Below are 17,652 nucleotides of genomic sequence, written 5' to 3' on the forward strand. Positions count from 1 at the left end.
TTGCTTATTTCCGGCAAGACCGATGCCGGTTGTTCTCAAACCTGGCTGGCCGGCTCCGGGCGCGGCGCCGGCCCACCGACCCGTTCCGCCGGGAAATGGAGAGAGGCCCGGAGGCCGGCCCCCGCCGCGCCTTCCAGCAGCAGGCAGCCGCCATGCGCCTCCATCAGGCTCTTCACGATGCTGAGCCCCAGCCCCGATCCTTGGAAACGGCGGGTCGCGCCATCCTCCGCCTGATAGAACGGCTGGGCGGCCTTTTCAATCTGCTCCGGCGTCATGCCGATGCCCCGGTCCTGAACGGCGATGACGAAGCCGCCCTGCGGGTCCAGCCACGCCTGCACCTCGATCACCGACGGGGCGGTGCTGAACTTCACCGCGTTGGACAGCAGGTTCAGCAGCATCTGCCGCACGGCCCGCTCGTCGGCTTGAAGCACCGGCCAGACCGCCCCCGCGGCCGTCCGGATCGTCCGGCCGCGCCCGGCCTGGGTGCCCAGCACGGTGGCGATGGCGGTGCCCGTCACCTTGCGCGGGTCCACCGAATCGAAGGTCAGATTGGCATGGCCCGATTCCATCTGGGCGACCGTCAGGATGTCGATGACCAGACCCAGCATGTGCCGGGCGCTGGTCAGGATGTAGCCCGCATACTGGGCGTGCTCCCGGCGGGAACTCTCCCTGGCGTTTTCCTTCGTGCTTCCGGGCGTCGTTCTTCCGGAAGGGGCGCCGACGGCGCCGGAGCGACCGCCGCCATGGATCTCGCCGTCATCGCTGATCAGTTCCGAAAAGCCGATGATCGCGTTCAGCGGGGTGCGCAGTTCGTGGCTCATGGTCGCCAGGAAGCGGGTCTTGGCCTGGCTGGCCTCCTCCGCCTGGGCGATGGCGGTTTGCAGCGCGCCGGCCATCGCCTCCATCCGGTCGTGCGCCCGCCGGATGGCCCGGTTCTGGATCAGCAGCACGGTGATGAACAGAACGCCGCAGACCGCCAGACCGGCAGCCAGCGCGGAGAACAGCCCATGCAGATAGAGCAGGTGGTCGTGCCCCTCGTCCACCAGTTCCCCACCGAACTGGGAAGCGACGGAGGCAAAGGCGTTGAGTTCGCGGTCGACGGGTTCCAGCACCGCCAGGGCGGCCAGAGCCTTGTCCGCCGGCGGCAGCGGCCCGGCCAGAATCGTGCCGACGGTGTTCAGCGCCTCCTCCAGCCGGGCCACCGTGCGGCGATGCTGCGGGTAGCGGTCCATGAAGAGGGAAGCCTGCCCCCGCCCCAGCACGGCGATGCGGTTGCGCACGATGTCCAGCCGGAGCTGCACCTCCTCCGCATCGACCTTGGCCCCCGGAAGGGCGCTGGCCAGGATGCGCTGCTCCAGCCGCGTCACCTCGCCCACCGTCTGGCTGGCGGCCCAGGCGAAGTTGTAGGGCGCGGCACCGCGCAGCGCCTCGCCGTAATTCACCACCAGCAGCGACAGATAGGCGGCGGCCAGGCCGAATCCCCCGGTCAGGATGGCCAGCCAGAGCCCAATGCGGCGCGTGCGGTCCTCCGACGCCCAGCCCAGCAGGCGGGACAGCCGCGAGCTCCCTTTCGGCGCGGTCTCGGTCGGCGGAGTCACGGGGAGTGCCTTCACTTCACGGTCAGACGGGCAACCTGCCAGACCGAGCGTCCGAAATATTTCTGCCGGTTGGCTTCCGGATCATGGTCGAAATCATAGACGATGAACAGCGGTCCCTTGTCGCTGACCGGCATGTAGGCCCCGTCGCGCTTCAGCGCCAGAATCACCTTGCGGTTGCGCACGTCGTCCATGGGGATTTCGCCGGTGTAGTCGTTCAGCGCCGTCGCGGTCAGCGTTTCGCCGCGCGCCTCGACACGCTCCATGAGGCGGGCCAGCGGCACCCCCTCGAAGGTCACCGGTTCCTTGTACCAGGGGGTGGCGGTGGTGAAGGTCACCATGCCCAGCGCCTCCAGCATGGGACGGTCGAAGACCGCCATACCGTCGCGGTTGGTCACCCCGATCTGGCCCGACACGACCAGGATCGGCTTTTCCGTCGGCTCCGGCAGCGTCCCGGCGCTGGCCGCACCGGCAAGTACAAACAACGCCAGGGCGATAAGACGGCAAACAACTCTATCCACCATATCGGCTAACCGTCCGCTATTCGGCCATGCAACCTTTATCATGATTGCATTCTACGAACGATCCAACGAAAATTCTGTAAAAATCAGCCCCTCAATTTTCTCATGCGGAAAGGCATATCGAAATTCGTTCATATTTGGCTCATGAAATGACCAGCCTGCAACGATTCGGCATCATTGTTTCTCTCCGGCTTTTCACATCCTTCGCATGCACATCCCAACCAACGGAACGCTTATGGACGCATTGATTCCGATCCCCTCCGCCCCCCTGCCACCGGCCGGCTACATCCTGGGAATCGGAACGAACGTGGAACCGGATCGGAACGCCGTGCGGATCGCCAGCCGTCTGGCCGACCTGTTCGGGTCTGTCCTGATCAGCCGCTTCTACCGAACGGACCCGGTCGGCATGTCGAGCGCCCACCCCTTCGTCAATTACTGCGCCTATGTGCCGAGCGCGCTGGAGCCGGCCTGCTGCAAGAGGCTGTGCGTGGAGATCGAGCTGGCGCTGGGCCGCGACCGCGCACACCCCTGCTGCAAGACGCGCGACCGCCCCGCCGACATCGACCTGATCGGGCGGGTGAGCCGCCCGATCGCGGCGGACGGCCTGACGGCCCTGCGTCCCGATGCCTATCTGGCCGCCCCCTTCGCGGAGATCGTCGCTCTGCTGACCGGGCGTAGCGTCCCGCCGCCGCGGGGCGAGCTGTGCGCCGCGGCCATGCCGGGTTGCCAGAGCGGTTCCCCCCGGTTAGGCGAGACGCCGGCCGCCGTCCACCGCGATGACGGCGCCGGTCTGGTAGTGGTTCTGAAGGATGGCCTCCACCGCCACGCCGACGGCCTCCACCCCGCCCTCCTCGCCGAGCAGAGTCTCTGACAGCACCCGCGTCCGCGCCTCGGGGCCGTGCCACTCCTTGAACAGGATCGGCCCCGGCTGGACGACGTTGACCTTCACCTTGGGGGCCAGCCGCTTGGCGAAGGACAGCGCGAGGTTCTGAAGCCCGGCCTTGCTGGCGCAATAGGCGTCGAAGGCCGGGTTTGGGTTGTCGGCGTAGATGTCGGTGATGTGGACGATGTCGGCCCGCCGCGCCGAACCGGCGTCCAGCAGCGGCGCCAGCTCGCGGTTCAGCGCGAAGGGAGCGCGGACGTGCACGGCGTGGAAGACGTCGAGCTGCCGCAGCGCGTCCGCGGTGTCCGCCGCCGTCACCTCGAAGGCCGAGGCGTTGTGGATCACCGCCCGCAGACTGCCGGCCACGCCCCGCACCGCTTCGGCCAGCCGCGGCCCACCGTCCGCATCGGCCAGATCGCCTTGCAGACAGACCGCCCCGGCGGCGCGCAGCCGCTCCACACCGTCGGTGGGCGTGCGGTAATGGGCGACGACGGGGTGCCCCAGCGCCATCATCCGCTCGGCCAGATGCAGCCCGACGCGGCGGCCCGCGCCGGTGACGAGAACAGCGTCCTGCAACAGGGGTGCGGTCATGGGCAGGGCCTTCGGCAGACTGCGGAACCGGTCGCGGAAGGAGGTGGTGGTGACCCCGGCTGGACTCGAACCAGCTGCCTACGGTTTAGGAAACCGTCGCTCTATCCAGATGAGCTACGGGGCCACGGCGCTGAACATAGCGGCTCCGCCGCGACTTGCCAACCATCCGTCTCTGGCCCGTCTCTGGCCCGTCTCCGGCCCGTCTCCGGCCCATCCGGGGGCCCGTCCGGAGGCCCTGCGGGCCGGCATGCCGAAAAGGTCACCGATGGCAGCCGCGCGGCGCATGGCCCGGCCGGCGAATCCGCTGGGCATGGGCACGCCGCTGCGTATACTGCGCCCATGGCACGCATGCTTTACCTGCGCGACATCGAGGTCGATGTGCACGTCCGCTGCCGCGCCTGCGGCCACGAGGGCGTGCTGCCGCGCGCGGACATGAACCGGCGCTTCGGCCCCAACTACCCGGTCCTGTCCATCGCCCCCCATTACCGCTGCTCGCGCTGCAATTCCCGCGACACCGAAAGCCGTCCGGCGCCCCCGCCCTTCGCCACGCCGGTGACGGCGATGCCCATGGAGGAGGACGCCCCGTCCTTCGCCGGCCCGCTGGCCGCCCTGCAAGGGCTGCTCGACGCGATGCGGACCCGCGGCGAGCCGATGGACGAGCCGGAGGCAGAGGACGCGACTCCGGCCATACGGGCGCCCGCTCCCGCACCGACCGCCGCTCGGCATGACCCCGACGCGCTGGATCTGGACTTGGATCTGGAACTGGAGCGGCTGGTCGCGGACGGTGGCGCCGCTCCCGAGGCGGGCCGGCGCCCGCTGTGGGAGCCGGTGTCGCTCGCCGATCTCGCCGGCCACGACGATGACGCGGTGGATAACGCGGAGCGGAGCGCCGACGGGACGGATTTCGACGACGACGAGGATTGGAGCCCGCGCCGCTGGACTCTGCTGGACCCGGACGCCGATCAGGATGACGGTGAGGACGACGAGGCGGATCGGGCCGAGGCCATCGCCCCACCGCCGGCACCGCCCATCCGGTCGAGCCACCCGGCGGTTGCAGACGATCCGGACGACGCCTCCCGCTCCTTCGACCGCACCATCGCGGCGCTGCGCAGCATCCTGGACGGCCGTGGCGACGGCGCCCGCGTGGAGGAGGCTGCGTCTCCGTCGCCTCCCCCGCCGCCGGCCTTTTCGATCACGGACGCCATCGATCAGCCGGGCGAAGACGACCCCGGCGATGACTCCGACGAGGCGGAACCGTCCAACGACGACATCCTGGGCTTCGCCATCCGCGATCCGGACAAGGCTCCGCCGCCGTGGCAGCGCCCTCGTGAGCGTGACCCCGCACCCACCGGCAGCGAACCGCTGGACCGCACCATCGCCGCCCTGCGCAGCATGGTCCAGAAGGCCGCCGCCGACCGCGACGAGGACGAGGACGAGAGCAGGGACGAGAGCAGGGACGACCGCGACGGCGGCGTGGTGACTCCGCTGTTCGGCCGGTCGCGCAAGCCGGCCGACGATGTCAATGTTGAGGACGACGGCCTGGAGGAGGAGGACCGGAAGGCCGGCGCCGACGACGCCTTCTGGGACCGCAAGGACGCGGATAGGGACGACGAGCCGGACGAGGACGGCGCCCCGGTGCTGCGCAAGTCCACGCAGGAACAGGAGATGGAGGAGGCGCTGCGCGCCCTGCGCGCGCTCGTCGAAGCGGAAAGCGATCTGGACGACCCGCCCAGCCCGGCCTGGACAAGCGAAGCGACCACCCGTCCCGAGGCGGACGCCCTGCCCGGCTTCAAGCCGCTGCCGCGCCGCACGCCGGAAGCGCCCCCGGAAGAGGACGCCGACGAGCCTCTGGACCTCGTTGCGCCGGCCCCGGTGATCGAACCGGAAAAGCCCAAGCCCAGCGCCGGAAAACGAGCCGAAAGCAACGAGTCCGCGAAGAATGCCGCCAAGGACGATTCGGGCACGCTCGGCAAGACCCTCGCCGCGCTGCGCAACATGCTGGAGTTGGACGGCAAGCAGGGGCGTTGAGGCCCCGCTTGCCCGTCCCTTTGGATCAGCCGTTTTCCGCCAGGACCGTGCCCGCCAGATAGAGCGAGCCGCAGATCAGCACCCGGGCCGGGCCATCGACCTGCCCCCTCAGGCTTTCCAGCGCACCCGCCACATCCGCCGCCGCCGCGCTGTCGGCGATGCCGCAGGCGCGGGTGGCCGCGGCGGTGTCCTCCGCCGTCAGCGACGCCTCCTCGCCGGGGATGGCGACGGTGCGGGCGGCGGTGACGAAGGGCGCCAGCGGTCCCAGGAACTCCCGCGGCTCCTTGCTCGCCAGCATGCCGTAGACCAGCAGCAGGGGCCGCTCCGGCTCCTCCTCCGCCCAGCGGGCGGCCTGGACGGCCAGCACCTCGCCCGCCGAGTCGTTGTGGCCGCCGTCCAGCCACAGGTCCCAGCCGGCGGGCAGGGCCTCGGTCAGGGGGCCGCGGGTCAACCGTTGCAGGCGGGCCGGCCACTCCACGGCGGCGAGGCCGCGGCGCACCGCCGCGTCATCCACCGCCTCGGCCACCACCACCGGCAGATGGTCCAGGCAGGCCAGCGCCACCCCGGCGTTGACGATCTGGTGCGCCCCGGCCAGACCCGGCAGCGGCAGATCGATGCGGCGGCGGTTGCTCTCGAAGCGGAAACCGCCCTCGGTCGGGGTGACCGACCAGCCGGAAACCGGCGCGCCCACCGTCTCCGCCCGGACGGCCAGGGTGCGGGCGGCCTCCTCGGCGGGCTGCGGGTAGATCACGGCGGGGACGCCCGGCTTGAAGATGCCGGCCTTCTCGCCCGCGATGGCTTCCAGCGTGTCGCCGAGGAACTGGCGGTGGTCGTAGGAGATGCGCGTGATCGCGGTGACCGCCGGGCGGTCCACCACGTTGGTGGCGTCCAGCCGCCCGCCAAGCCCGGTTTCCAGCAGCACCACGTCCGCCGGCTCCCGCGCGAAGGCGAGCAGGGCGGCGACCGTCGTCACCTCGAAGAAGGTGATGGGTCCGCCGCCGTTGGCGACCTCGCACTCCTCCAGCAGGGCGGCCAGCCGGTCGTCGTCGATCAGCGTCCCGGCCAGCCGGATGCGCTCGTGGAAGCGCACGAGGTGGGGCGAGGTGTAGACATGCACCCGCAGTCCGGCGGCCTCCAGCATCCCCCGCAGGAAGGCGAGCGTCGAGCCCTTGCCGTTGGTCCCCGCCACATGGACCACCGGCGGCAGGCGCCGCTCCGGATGGCCCAGCGCGGCGAGCAGCCGGTGCACGCGGTCCAGCGACAGGTCGATGACCTTGGGGTGCAGACCCTTCAGCCGGTCGAGAACCGGATCGGCGAGCGACATGGCGGGATCAGGCCGCCTGCTCGGAGCCGGTCCTCTCGGCGCCCGCCCTTTCGGCACCAGCTTGGGCCGGCGTCTCGTCGGCGGCCTCGGCCTGGCTGCGCGGCTCCTCCACCTGGACGGCGGCCGGCGCGGCCGGCAGCGCTTCCGGCGCCACGGCCAGGACCGGCTGCATCAGCAGGGTCAGGACGCGCGACAGGGTCGGGCGCAGGTCGCGGCGATGGACGACCATGTCCACCATGCCATGCTCCTGGAGGTATTCGGAGCGCTGGAAGCCCTCCGGCAGGGTCTCGCGGATGGTGCTCTCGATCACGCGGGCGCCGGCGAAGCCGATCTGCGCGCCCTTCTCGGCGATGTGGATGTCGCCGATCATCGCGAAGGAGGCGGTGACGCCGCCGGTCGTCGGGTCGGTCAGCACCACGATGTAGGGCAGGCCGGCTTCCTTGACCATCTCCACCGCGATGGTGGTGCGCGGCATCTGCATCAGCGACAGGATGCCTTCCTGCATGCGCGCCCCGCCCGAGGCCGGGACGACGATCAGCGCCGCCTTCTGGGCGATGGCGGTGCGGGCGGCGGCCAGGATGCCCTCGCCCACCGCGATGCCCATCGAGCCGCCCATGAAGCCGAAGTCGAAGGCCGCGACGACCGCCGGCTGCCCGCCGATCAGGCCGGAGCCGACGACGATGGCGTCATGGCGGCCCGTCTTGGTCTGGGCTTCCTTCAGGCGGTCGGTGTAGCGCTTCTGGTCGCGGAACTTCAGCGGATCGACCACCGACTTCGGCAGCTCGACCGACTGGTAGTCGCCCTCGTCGAACATCGAGGCCAGCCGCTTGATCGGGTCCAGCCGCATGTGGAAGCCGCAATGCTGGCAGACGTTGAGGTTCTCCTCCAGATCGCGGTGGAAGAGCATCGCCTCGCAGCTCGGGCACTTGTGCCAGAGGTTGTCGGGAACCTCCTTGCGGGCATAGAGGGCGCGGATCTTGGGGCGGACGTAGTTGGTAAGCCAGTTCATCGAATTCTTCCTGATATCCCGCTCAGCCGGCGCTCTCGGTCCGGCGATCTAGGCCGGCGCGCTCAGACGCGCGCGCCGCGCACGCCGCCGGCCAGTTCCCGGACGAAGCCCAGCACATCCTCGGCCAGACCCGGACGGGCCTTGCCGTCCGTGTCCAGCCCGCCGGCCAGCCGCGTGACGATGGCCGAACCGACCACCGCCGCGTCGGCGACGCGGGCGACATCGGCCGCCTGCTCCGGCGTCTTGATGCCGAAGCCGACCGCCACCGGCAGGTCGGTGTGGCGCTTCAGCCGCTCCACCGCGGCGCCCACGGCGGCGTTGTCGGCGCTGGCAGCACCGGTGATGCCGGCGATCGACACGTAATAGACGAAGCCCGAGGTGTTCTGGAGAACCGTCGGCAGGCGCTTGTCGTCGGTGGTCGGCGTCGCCAGGCGGATGAAGTTCACCCCGGCCTTCAGCGCCGGAATGCACAGCTCCTCGTCCTCTTCGGGCGGAAGGTCGACGACGATCAGCCCGTCCACCCCGGCCTCGATGGCGTCGGCCAGAAAGCGGTCCACCCCATAGGCGTGGATCGGGTTGTAATAGCCCATCAGGATGACCGGCGTGTCGGCGTCCGTCGCGCGGAAGCCGCGCACGAGGTCCAGCGTCTTGCGCGCCGTCGTCCCGGCGTGGAGCGCGCGCAGGCTGGCCGCCTGGATCGCCGGGCCGTCGGCCATCGGGTCGGAGAAGGGCAGCCCCAGCTCGATCAGGTCGGCGCCCGCGGCGGGCAGGCCGTGCAGGACGGCACGGCAGGTCTCCAGGTCCGGGTCGCCCGCCGTGATGAAGGTGACGAGGCCGGCGCGGCCCTCCGCCTTCAGCGCGGCGAACCGCCGGGCGATGCGGCCATTGTCGATGGCCTTGTCGTTGAGGGCGCTCACAGCTTCACTCCCAGATGCTGGGCGACGGAGAAGATGTCCTTGTCGCCGCGGCCCGACAGGCAGAGCACCATCAGGTGGTCCTTGGGCAGTTTCGGGGCGCGCTTCACGATCTCCGCCAGCGCGTGCGCCGATTCCAGCGCGGGGATGATGCCCTCGGTGCGGGCGCAGAGCTGGAAGGCGTCCAACGTCTCCTGGTCGGTGGCGGAGACATACTCGACGCGCCCGATGTCGTGCAGCCAGCTGTGCTCCGGCCCGACGCCCGGATAGTCGAGGCCGGCGGAGATGGAGTGGCCCTCCAGGATCTGCCCGTCCTCGTCCTGGAGCAGGTAGGTGCGGTTGCCGTGCAGGACGCCGGGGCGCCCGCCGGTGATCGAGGCGGCGTGGGCCAGCGGCCCCTTGTCGATGCCGTGGCCGGCGGCCTCGACCGCGACCATCTGGACCGACGGATCGTCGAGGAAGGGGTGGAACAGGCCGATGGCGTTGGAGCCGCCGCCGACGCAGGCGACCAGGCTGTCCGGAAGGCGGCCCTCCAGCTCCTGCATCTGCACGCGCACCTCGTCGCCGATCACCGACTGGAAGTCGCGGACCATGGCGGGGTACGGGTGCGGGCCGGCGGCGGTGCCGATCAGGTAGTAGGTGTCGGCGACGTTGGTGACCCAGTCGCGCAGCGCCTCGTTCATCGCGTCCTTCAGCGTCCGCGCGCCGGAGGTCACCGGAACCACCTCGGCCCCCAGCAGCTTCATGCGGAAGACGTTGGGCTGCTGGCGGGCGATGTCGGTCTCGCCCATGTAGATGACGCAGGGCATGTCGAACAGCGCGCAGACCGTGGCGGTCGCCACGCCGTGCTGGCCGGCGCCCGTCTCGGCGATGATCCGCTTCTTGCCCATGCGGCGGGCGAGCAGGATCTGGCCGATGCAGTTGTTGATCTTGTGCGCGCCGGTGTGGTTCAGCTCCTCGCGCTTGAAGTAGATCTTCGCGCCGCCGAGCTTCTCCGTCAGGCGTTCGGCGTAATAGAGCGGGTTCGGGCGGCCGACATACTGCTTGAGCTGCTCGCGGATCGCGCCCTCGAAGGCGGGATCGGCCCGGGCCTCGCGGTAGGCTTTCTCCACCTCAAGGATCAGGGGCATCAGCGTCTCGGCGACGAAGCGTCCGCCATAGATGCCGAAATGCCCGCGCTCGTCGGGACCGGAACGGTAGGTGTTGGGTCTGGTCATGGCCTGGGAAACTGCCTGAAGCGGGCCGCGCGGCGCCCGGAAGGCGCCACCATAGCGGCGGATCGCCCGGATTTGAAGCGTTCGCCGAACCTTTCGCCGAACATGCCCACAACATGGGAAAAGCCGCGGCGAAGGCAATGAGGCAATGCGGCATGGCCGGCCAAGCGGCATGGCGGAGCGCCGCCGCCCGCCCCCCGCTCACCCGCCCTCATCCCCCAAGCGGCGGGGCGTAGTGCAGGCCGCCGTTCATCCACAGCCCGTTCATCCCGCGGTCGATGCCCAGCGGCGAGGCGGCGCCCAGATGGCGGTCGAAGATCTCGCCGTAGTTCCCGACCTGCGTGACCACGCGGATGGCCCAGTCGTCGTCCAGCCCCAGCCCCCAGCCAACCCCCGTAGCGGCCCCGAGGAACCGGCGCACCTCCGGGTCCTGCGCCTCCTCCCTCAGGCGGGCGGCGTTGGCGGCGGTGATCCCCTTCTCCTCAGCCAGGACGGTGGCCAGGAACACCCAGCGCACGACGTCGAACCACCGCCGCTCGTCCGGGCGGACCATCGGCCCCAGCGGCTCCTTGGAGATCGCCTCCGGCAGGATGACGTAGTCGTCGCGCTCGGGGGCCTTCAGCAGGCGCTGGGCGTGCAGGCCGATGCGGTCGCTGGTGTAGAGGTCGCAGTGATGGTTGAAGAAGGCCGACAGCGCACCCTCGGTCGAGCGCACCGGCTTCAGACGGAAGCGCACGCCGGTGCGGGCCATCCAATCCTCCAGGTTGCGCAGGCTGGTGGTCTGCTCGATCACGCAGACCGAGGCGCCGGCCGGCAGGTCGGACAGGCGGGCGACGCCCTGGGCGCGGTGCGCGATGAATCCCTGGCCGTCGAACAGGTAGACCGCCGGGAAATCGATGCCGAAGGTGGCGTCGCGCTGCAGGGTCCAGGTCGTCCCCTCCATCACCACGTCCACCTCGCCGTTGCGCAGGATGGCGAAGCGGTTCTCGGAGTTGGTCTCGACGAACTCCACCCGGTCGGCGCTGCCCGCGACGGCGGCGGCCAGCGCCCGGCACATGTCCACGAAGAAGCCGCGCCAGTCGCCGCTGTCGTCCACCGCCGCCAGACCGGCGCCGCTGGACGAGACGCCGCAGCGCAGCAGCCCGCGCTCCCGCACGTCCTCCATGGTTTCGGCCCGCGGACCGCCGGATGGCGCGGACACCGCCGTCGCCAGAACCGCGGCGACCACCGCGGCCCGCGCGAAAGACCGGACCAAGCCCATCGACCACCCCTCTGTGCCACCCGTGATCAGCTTTGGTCCGGCAACCGAGGCGGGTCAAGTCCGCCCGGCGCCCGCGGCGCCCCCTTGCCCGTTGCCCCCTTGCTGGTTGCCCCCTTGCTGGTTGCCCCATGGCGCAGCGTGTGATTGCGGCGCGGGTGTGTGAATTGCGCCCGGTCGATTGCCCGTGTTATCTCAAGCGGACGACAAGAAAGCGAGGCACGGGCATGCGGCTTCCCCGGCTGGGCGTGGCGTTTCGCATCCTGGCGGGTCTGACCGTGATCGCCGGCCTGACCGCCGCCACCGGCGTGGTGGCCGTCTCCCTCTTCGCCCGCTTCCACCAGGGGTTCGAGCAGATCGCCACGGCCAAGGTGCCGGGCCTCGTCAACGCCTCGCAACTGGCCCAGCAGAGCGGCACGCTGGCCGCCAACGCCCCGGCCCTGGTGGCGGTGCAGAGCCAGTCGGTGCGCGAATCGGTGATGGCCCGGCTGAGCGACCAGATCGCCCTGCTGGAAGATCTGATGAACCGGCTGCGCGACCGCGGCACCGACCTGGCCGACGTGGCCGAGTTGCAGCGCCGCAAGAACGAGCTGATCGCCAACCTGATGACCCTGAACACCCAGGTGGAACGCCAGCTCGCCGCCGCTGCGGAAACGGGCGGGCTGGTCGGCCGCCTGATGCAGCTGGCCGAGCGCATCCGCGACGCCGAGGAATCGCTGAGGGACAAGACCCCCGCCCCCAGGACCCTGGCGGAGTGGGAGGCGGCCCAGGGCGTCGAACGGCGGGTCGACCTGTGGACGGCGGAGGCGCAGCACGCCATCCTGCTGATGCTCGCCGCCTCCCGTGCCGACCACGAGGCGCGGGTGGACCGGCTGCGGCAGGATTACCGCGCCGCGATGGACCGCGCGGCGGAGGTCGTGGCCGACCTGCCGCCCGGCGCCGCCTTCGACCTGGAGCCGCTGTACCGGGAGCTGGAGGCGCTGGGGCTCGGGGAACACAACCTGTTCAACAGCCGCCTGACGGAAATCGCACTGGCCCGCGCCATCAAGGGGTCGATCACCCGCAATCAGAACGTCTCCGACCGTCTGGTCGGTGCCGTATCCGACCATTTCCTGTCCATCGAACAGGACATCGCCGCCCGCTCCGGCGAATTCGAGCGGGTGATCCGCGACGGCAAGAACGCCATCCTGGCGATGGCCGTGGTGTCCATCCTGGGTGCCCTCGGCATCTTCCTCTACATCCACCGCAACGTGGTGCGGCGGCTGCGCGGGCTGCAGACGGCCATGACCGCGTCGGCCGCCGGGCGGCCCGTCGCCATCCCCACCCGCGGGCAGGACGAGATCGCCGACATGGCGCGCGCCCTGCACTATTTCGTCGCCACCATCCGCTCGCGCGAGCACGCCCTGTCGGACAGCGAGCGCCGCCTGCGCGCGATCCTGGAGCAGAGCCCGGTCGGCGTGTCGATCGGGCGGCCCGACGGCTCGGTGGCCTTCGCCAACGCCCGCGCGGCGGAGCTGGCCGGGCTGCCGCCGGACGCCTTCGTCGGGCGCCGCCACGCGCTGGCCCTGCCCGGCGCCACCCTGCAAGGGCGCGCCCTCCCGCAGGACGGTGCCGGGCTGGTCGCCCGCGACGTCGAGGTGGCGGTGGACCGGCCCGACGGCAGCCGCGTCTGGGCGCTCCAGACGCTTCAGCGCACGGAGTTCGAGGGGGAACCGGCAATCCTCGCCTGGAGCTACGACATCACCGGCCGCAAGCGCGCCGAGGAGGATCTGCGCCACGCCAAGGACCAGGCGGAGGTCGCCGCCCGCTCCAAGTCGGAATTCCTGGCGACCATGAGCCACGAGATCCGCACCCCGATGAACGGCGTGCTGGGCATGCTGGAGCTGATCGCCCTGACCCCGCTGGACGCGGAGCAGACCGAGCTGGTCACCACCGTGCGCGACAGCGCGACGGCGTTGCTGCGGATCATCGACGACATCCTGGACCTGTCCAAGATTGAGGCCGGCAAGCTCGACCTCGACGAGATGGACCTCGACCCGCGCGAGCTGGTGGAGGGGGTGGCCGAGCTGCTGGCCCCGCAGGCCCACCAGAAGGCGCTGCTTCTCGTCTGCGACCTCGACCGCAAGGTGCCCACGGCGGTGCGCGGCGACCCCGGGCGGCTGCGCCAGATCCTGTTCAACCTCACGGGCAACGCCATCAAGTTCACCGACGCCGGCCGGGTGGTCCTGCGCACCCGGCTGGAGCCGTCCGACGCCGGGTCGGACCGGCTGCGCCTGCGCTTCGCGGTGGAGGACACCGGCATCGGCATCAGCACCGCCGGCCAGGCCCGCCTGTTCCAGCCCTTCAGCCAAGCGGACAGCTCCACCACCCGCCGCTTCGGCGGCACCGGGCTGGGGCTGGCCATCTGCGCCCGCCTCGTGGAGATGATGGGCGGGCGCATCGGGGTCGAATCGGCGCCGGGCTGCGGCGCCACCTTCTGGTTCACGGTCGATCTGGCGCCGGGGGACCCGCGCACGGTCCCCGGCGACGACACCGACCTGACCGGCCTGTCCATCATCGTGGCGGACCCGGACCCGGTGCAGCGCGCCGTCCTGATCCGCACGCTGGAGGACAAGCGCGCCGCCGTCGCCGACGCCACCACGGCGGACGAGGCGGTGGAACTGCTGACGATGGCCGACGCCGACCTCCTGGTCCTCTCCGACGGCCTGCTGGAGCATCATCCGGACGACGCGCCCGGCGCGCCCAACCCGCGGCTGTCCGCGCCGGCGGTGCTGGCCCGCGTCGTCGCCGCCGGGGCCCGCCCGCCCCCGACCCTGCATCTGATCGACGGGCGGGAGCAGGCCGGCGACTGCCCGCCGGAAAGCGGCGAGGACGGCGCTCCGTTCACCGGCCTGCCGCCGCGCCACGACCATCTCGGTCGCCCGATCCGCCGCGACGCCCTGTTCCGCCGGCTGGCCGCCCTCGCCGGGCGCGCCGCTCCCCCGGACCGCCACGCCGACTCCCCGCTTGCCGTGACGGATGGCAGTCCGGCGGCCCAAAACATGACGGACCCCGACGCGGCCGCGCCCCCGCCGATCATCCTGGTGGCGGAGGACCACCCGACGAACCAGCAGGTGATCCTGCGCCAGCTCCGCCAACTCGGCTTCGAGGCCGACCTGAGCGGCGACGGGCTGGAGGCGCTGACCGCTTGGCGGGCGCGGCCCTACCGCCTGCTGATCACCGATTGCCACATGCCGCGCATGGACGGCTACGAGCTGTCGCGCCAGATCCGCAACGCCGAATCGGCCCCCCAATCGGCTCCCGGTCCCCGCCCGCGCACCGCCATCATCGCCATGACCGCCAACGCCCTGGCCGGGGAGATGGAGCGCTGCACCGCCGCGGGCATGGACGACTACATCGCCAAGCCGGTGACCCTGAGGCAGCTTGCCACCGCCCTGAACCGGGCGCTGGGCGAGGGCAGCGTCGCGGCCCCCGACGAGCCGCCCGCGGCGGAGATCGCCGGGGCGGCGGAGCAGACGCTGGACCTCGACCATATCCGCACCACCTTCGGCGGTTTCGACGCGGCGTCGCTCGACATGCTAGATTTCTTCCTGGAAACCACCCGCCCCCTGCTGGACGAGGCCGCCGCCGCCCTGCAACGGAGCGACCTGGAGGCCGTCCGCGGCACCGCCCACACTCTGGCCGGGGCGGCGCGCACGGCGGGGGCCAACCGGCTGGGCCGCTCCGCGTCCGCCTTGGAACTCGCCGCCCATCGCGGCGACCCGGACGGGGCCGGGCACGCCCTGGCGGCGGTGCGCACCGCCTACCCGGCGGTCGAAGCGGCGATCCGCGCCCTGCGGATCGGGGAGGCGGTGTAGCCGGGAGAAAGGGCCGCACCACCCCGAAAGTGGCACCACCCCCGGCCCGCCTTGCTCCGCCGGGAGGCGTGGACTAGTCTCACCCGCGTGAGCGTCCTGACCCGATCATACGCCTTTGCCGCGCTGGGGCTGGCGGTGGGAGTCGGCCTGATGGCCGGACCCTCCGGCTCGCCCGCCATGCTGGGCTTTGCCGGTGTCCTCGGCGCCGCCGGTTTCGGCGGGCTGTTCTGGACCGGCAAGGAACGCCGCCGCAGCGACCGGCTGGCGGCCGACGTGGCGCGCCTGGAGGCTTTGCTGGCCGCCTCCCCCAACCCCTGGTGCGCCTGGGACGCCGATGGCGCCGTCAGTGCGGCGCCGGGCTGCGCCGGGCTGCTCGGCGCGACGCCGGGTCAGGACATCGCGGGGGCCTTCGCCGACACCGACGCCCCGCGGGTCGCCGAGGCCGTCCGCCGTCTGCGCGCCGCGGGCGAAGGCTTTCGAATCGAGGCGACGACCCGCAGCGGGCGGCGCCTGCTGCTGAGCGGGCGGCGGGCCGCCGAGCATCAGAACGTCGTCTGGCTGGAGGACATCACAGACCGCAGCGCCGAGCGCGAGGGGCTGACCCGGGGGCGGCACGACGCCGAATCGGCGCTGGCCGAGCTGCGCGCGGCGGTGGACGCCCTGCCGCTGCCGGTGTGGCTGCGCGGCGCCGGGCAGACGCTGTCCTGGTGCAACCGCGCCTACGCCCGCGCCGTGGATTCCGAACCCGCCGCCGTGCCTGAGAGCGGCAAGGAGCTGAGCGACGCCGGGCGCGCCCTGGCGGAACGCGCGCTTCGCAGCGGGGTCGCCCAGTCGGAGCGGGTCTCCGCCGTCATCGGCACCGAGCGCCGCCTGCTGGAGGTCACCGAGGCCCCCCTGCCCGCCCCCGACAGCGGCGGCACGCTGGTCGTCGGCTACGCGCTGGACGTCACGGCCGAGGAGGAGATGCGCGGCGAGCTGAGCCGCCATCTCGCCGCCCATGGCGAGGTGCTGGAGCGGCTGGGCGCCGCGATCGCCATCTTCGGCGCCGACACGCGGCTGACCTTCTTCAACCAGGCCTACGCCCGGCTGTGGGACCTGGAGGAGTCCTGGCTGCGCAGCCAGCCCACCCACGGCGAGATCCTGGAGGAGCTGCGCACCCGCCGCCGCCTGCCCGAATACGCCGACTACCAGAGCTACAAGCGCGAGCGGCTGAGCCGCTACACCCGCCTGCTGGAGCCGGTCGAGGAGCTGATGCACCTGCCGGACGGCACGACTCTGCGCAGCCTCGCCGCCCCCCACCCGCTGGGCGGGCTGATGCAGATCCTGGAGGACGTGACCAACACGCTGGCCCTGGAGTCCTCCTACAACACGCTGATCGCCGTGCAGCAGGAGACGCTGGACAATCTGGCCGAGGGCATCGCGGTGTTCGGCGGCGACGGGCGGCTGAAGCTGTCCAACCCGGCCTTCGCGCGCATCTGGGACCTCGACGACGACGATCTGCTGGGCGAACCGCACATCTCCGCCCTGTTCGAGCGGATGCGGCCCTTCCTGGAGAACGGCGGCGACTGGGACAGCCTGAAGGACGAGATGATCGGCGCGACGCTGGAACGCGCCGTGCGCTCGGGCCGGCTGGAGCGGGCGGATGGTTCGGTCGTCGAGTTCTCCACCCTGCCGCTGCCCGACGGGGCGGTTCTGAACAGCTATCTCGACGTCACCGACAGTGCCCGGCTGGAGCAGGCGCTGCGCGCCTCCAACGCCGCGCTGGAGGCCGCCGACCAGTTGAAGAGCGAGTTCATCGCCAACGTCTCGCACCATCTGCGCAACCCGCTGAACGGCATCATCGGCTTCGCCGAGGTGCTGGCGAACCAGTATTTCGGGGAGCTGAACCCGCGCCAGATCGAGTATGTGAAGGGCGTCCTGAACGCGGGCGAGCGGCTGCTGGAGCTGATCGACGACGTGGTCGACATGACCAGCCTGGGGGCCGGGGTGACCACGCTGGACCGCGGCACGGTGGACGTGCCCGACCTGCTGGAGACGGTGGGCGAGCTGACCCGCGAATGGGCGCGGCGCGAGGGGCTGCGCCTCGACCTCACCGCCCCGTCGTCGCTGGGCGAGATGGAGGGCGACGAGCGGCGGCTGAAGCAGGCGCTGTTCACCCTGGTCGTCGGCGCCATCCGCCACCCGCCGGCGGACCGCCGCATCCTGCTATCGGGGGAGCGGACCGCCGGCGCCCTCGTTCTGACCGTGGGCAGCGGGGCCGGGCCGGGCGAGGCCGCCATGCCCTCGCGCTACGACCGCAACGACCCGCGCGGCGCCGCGGCCCTCGGCCTGTCGCTGGTGCGCAATGTCATGGAGCTGCACGGCGGGCGGCTGGAGGTCGAGGAGTGGCCGGGCAACGGCACCCGCTTCCGCTGCGTCCTGCCGCTTCCCCCCGCCTCCTGATCGGCCACCGTGATCC

11 protein-coding genes, 1 tRNA gene and 1 pseudogene are annotated in these 17,652 nt (G+C 71.4%); 4 read left to right on the forward strand and 9 right to left on the reverse strand.

Translation table 11 applies throughout. The annotated features are described in order from the left end of the window. Positions 1–35: 35 nt before the first annotated feature. Complete coding sequence (locus DS837_RS09315; protein ID WP_149164487.1) at positions 36–1,598, reverse strand: sensor histidine kinase; 1,563 nt, start codon at positions 1,596–1,598, stop codon at positions 36–38. Between the two features lie 11 nt (positions 1,599–1,609). Beyond that, complete coding sequence (locus DS837_RS09320) at positions 1,610–2,080, reverse strand: putative pterin-binding protein (protein WP_247889836.1); 471 nt, start codon at positions 2,078–2,080, stop codon at positions 1,610–1,612. A 271-nt stretch (positions 2,081–2,351) separates the two neighbouring features. Here DS837_RS09320 and DS837_RS32625 point away from each other — a divergent pair. Then, a pseudogene (locus DS837_RS32625) lies at positions 2,352–2,675 on the forward strand (2-amino-4-hydroxy-6-hydroxymethyldihydropteridine diphosphokinase); the annotation flags it as partial. Between the two features lie 186 nt (positions 2,676–2,861). Here DS837_RS32625 and DS837_RS09330 read toward each other — a convergent pair. Both DS837_RS09330 and DS837_RS09335 read right to left on the reverse strand, forming a co-directional pair. Continuing rightward, positions 2,862–3,590, reverse strand: coding sequence for an SDR family NAD(P)-dependent oxidoreductase (locus tag DS837_RS09330; protein WP_149164490.1), 729 nt, complete (start codon positions 3,588–3,590; stop codon positions 2,862–2,864). Positions 3,591–3,637: 47 nt separating this feature from the next. Beyond that, positions 3,638–3,714 (reverse strand) — tRNA-Arg (locus DS837_RS09335). 215 nt (positions 3,715–3,929) lie between these two features. Between DS837_RS09335 and DS837_RS09340 the strand changes: the two genes are divergently transcribed. Next, a complete protein-coding gene (locus DS837_RS09340) occupies positions 3,930–5,618 on the forward strand; it encodes a hypothetical protein (protein WP_149164491.1) in 1,689 nt (562 codons plus the stop codon). Positions 5,619–5,643: 25 nt separating this feature from the next. Here the strand turns inward: DS837_RS09340 and DS837_RS09345 are convergent, their stop codons facing one another. From DS837_RS09345 to DS837_RS09365, 5 genes are all read right to left on the reverse strand, one after another. Beyond that, positions 5,644–6,942, reverse strand: a complete 1,299-nt coding sequence (locus DS837_RS09345; RefSeq protein ID WP_149164492.1) for a bifunctional folylpolyglutamate synthase/dihydrofolate synthase — start codon at positions 6,940–6,942, stop codon at positions 5,644–5,646. A gap of 7 nt (positions 6,943–6,949) precedes the next feature. Continuing rightward, a complete protein-coding gene (gene accD / locus DS837_RS09350) occupies positions 6,950–7,951 on the reverse strand; it encodes an acetyl-CoA carboxylase, carboxyltransferase subunit beta (protein WP_149164493.1) in 1,002 nt (333 codons plus the stop codon). A gap of 62 nt (positions 7,952–8,013) precedes the next feature. Continuing rightward, positions 8,014–8,868 carry a tryptophan synthase subunit alpha gene (gene trpA / locus DS837_RS09355; protein WP_211102151.1) on the reverse strand — a complete coding sequence of 285 codons (855 nt, stop codon included), beginning with the start codon at positions 8,866–8,868 and terminating at the stop codon, positions 8,014–8,016. Further along, the gene (gene trpB / locus DS837_RS09360) at positions 8,865–10,082 is read right to left on the reverse strand and encodes a tryptophan synthase subunit beta (protein WP_014238652.1); all 1,218 of its coding nucleotides are present in this window, start codon (positions 10,080–10,082) and stop codon (positions 8,865–8,867) included. Before trpB ends, trpA begins: the two co-directional genes overlap by 4 nt. A 208-nt stretch (positions 10,083–10,290) precedes the next feature. Beyond that, on the reverse strand, positions 10,291–11,334 hold the full coding sequence (locus DS837_RS09365; RefSeq protein ID WP_170295793.1) for an amino acid ABC transporter substrate-binding protein: 1,044 nt from the start codon (positions 11,332–11,334) through the stop codon (positions 10,291–10,293). A 230-nt stretch (positions 11,335–11,564) separates the two neighbouring features. Here DS837_RS09365 and DS837_RS09370 point away from each other — a divergent pair, with 230 nt between their 5' ends. Together DS837_RS09370 and DS837_RS09375 are read left to right on the forward strand one after the other, a co-directional pair. Next, entirely contained in the window at positions 11,565–15,194 is a 3,630-nt protein-coding gene (locus tag DS837_RS09370; protein ID WP_149164495.1) for an ATP-binding protein, read from the forward strand. 87 nt (positions 15,195–15,281) lie between these two features. After that, a complete protein-coding gene (locus tag DS837_RS09375) occupies positions 15,282–17,636 on the forward strand; it encodes a PAS-domain containing protein (RefSeq protein WP_149164496.1) in 2,355 nt (784 codons plus the stop codon). Positions 17,637–17,652: the final 16 nt, after the last annotated feature.

Origin of the sequence: Azospirillum brasilense, from assembly GCF_008365405.1 — a bacterium.
Classification (GTDB): domain Bacteria; phylum Pseudomonadota; class Alphaproteobacteria; order Azospirillales; family Azospirillaceae; genus Azospirillum; species Azospirillum brasilense_D.

Coding starts and splice junctions, on each gene's coding strand:
- DS837_RS09330 (WP_149164490.1), bottom strand. CDS start 3,590: ATGACCGCACCCCTGTTGCAGGACGCTGTTCTCGTCACCGGCGCGGGC.
- DS837_RS09340 (WP_149164491.1), top strand. CDS start 3,930: ATGGCACGCATGCTTTACCTGCGCGACATCGAGGTCGATGTGCACGTC.
- DS837_RS09345 (WP_149164492.1), bottom strand. CDS start 6,942: ATGTCGCTCGCCGATCCGGTTCTCGACCGGCTGAAGGGTCTGCACCCC.
- accD (WP_149164493.1), bottom strand. CDS start 7,951: ATGAACTGGCTTACCAACTACGTCCGCCCCAAGATCCGCGCCCTCTAT.
- trpB (WP_014238652.1), bottom strand. CDS start 10,082: ATGACCAGACCCAACACCTACCGTTCCGGTCCCGACGAGCGCGGGCAT.
- DS837_RS09370 (WP_149164495.1), top strand. CDS start 11,565: ATGCGGCTTCCCCGGCTGGGCGTGGCGTTTCGCATCCTGGCGGGTCTG.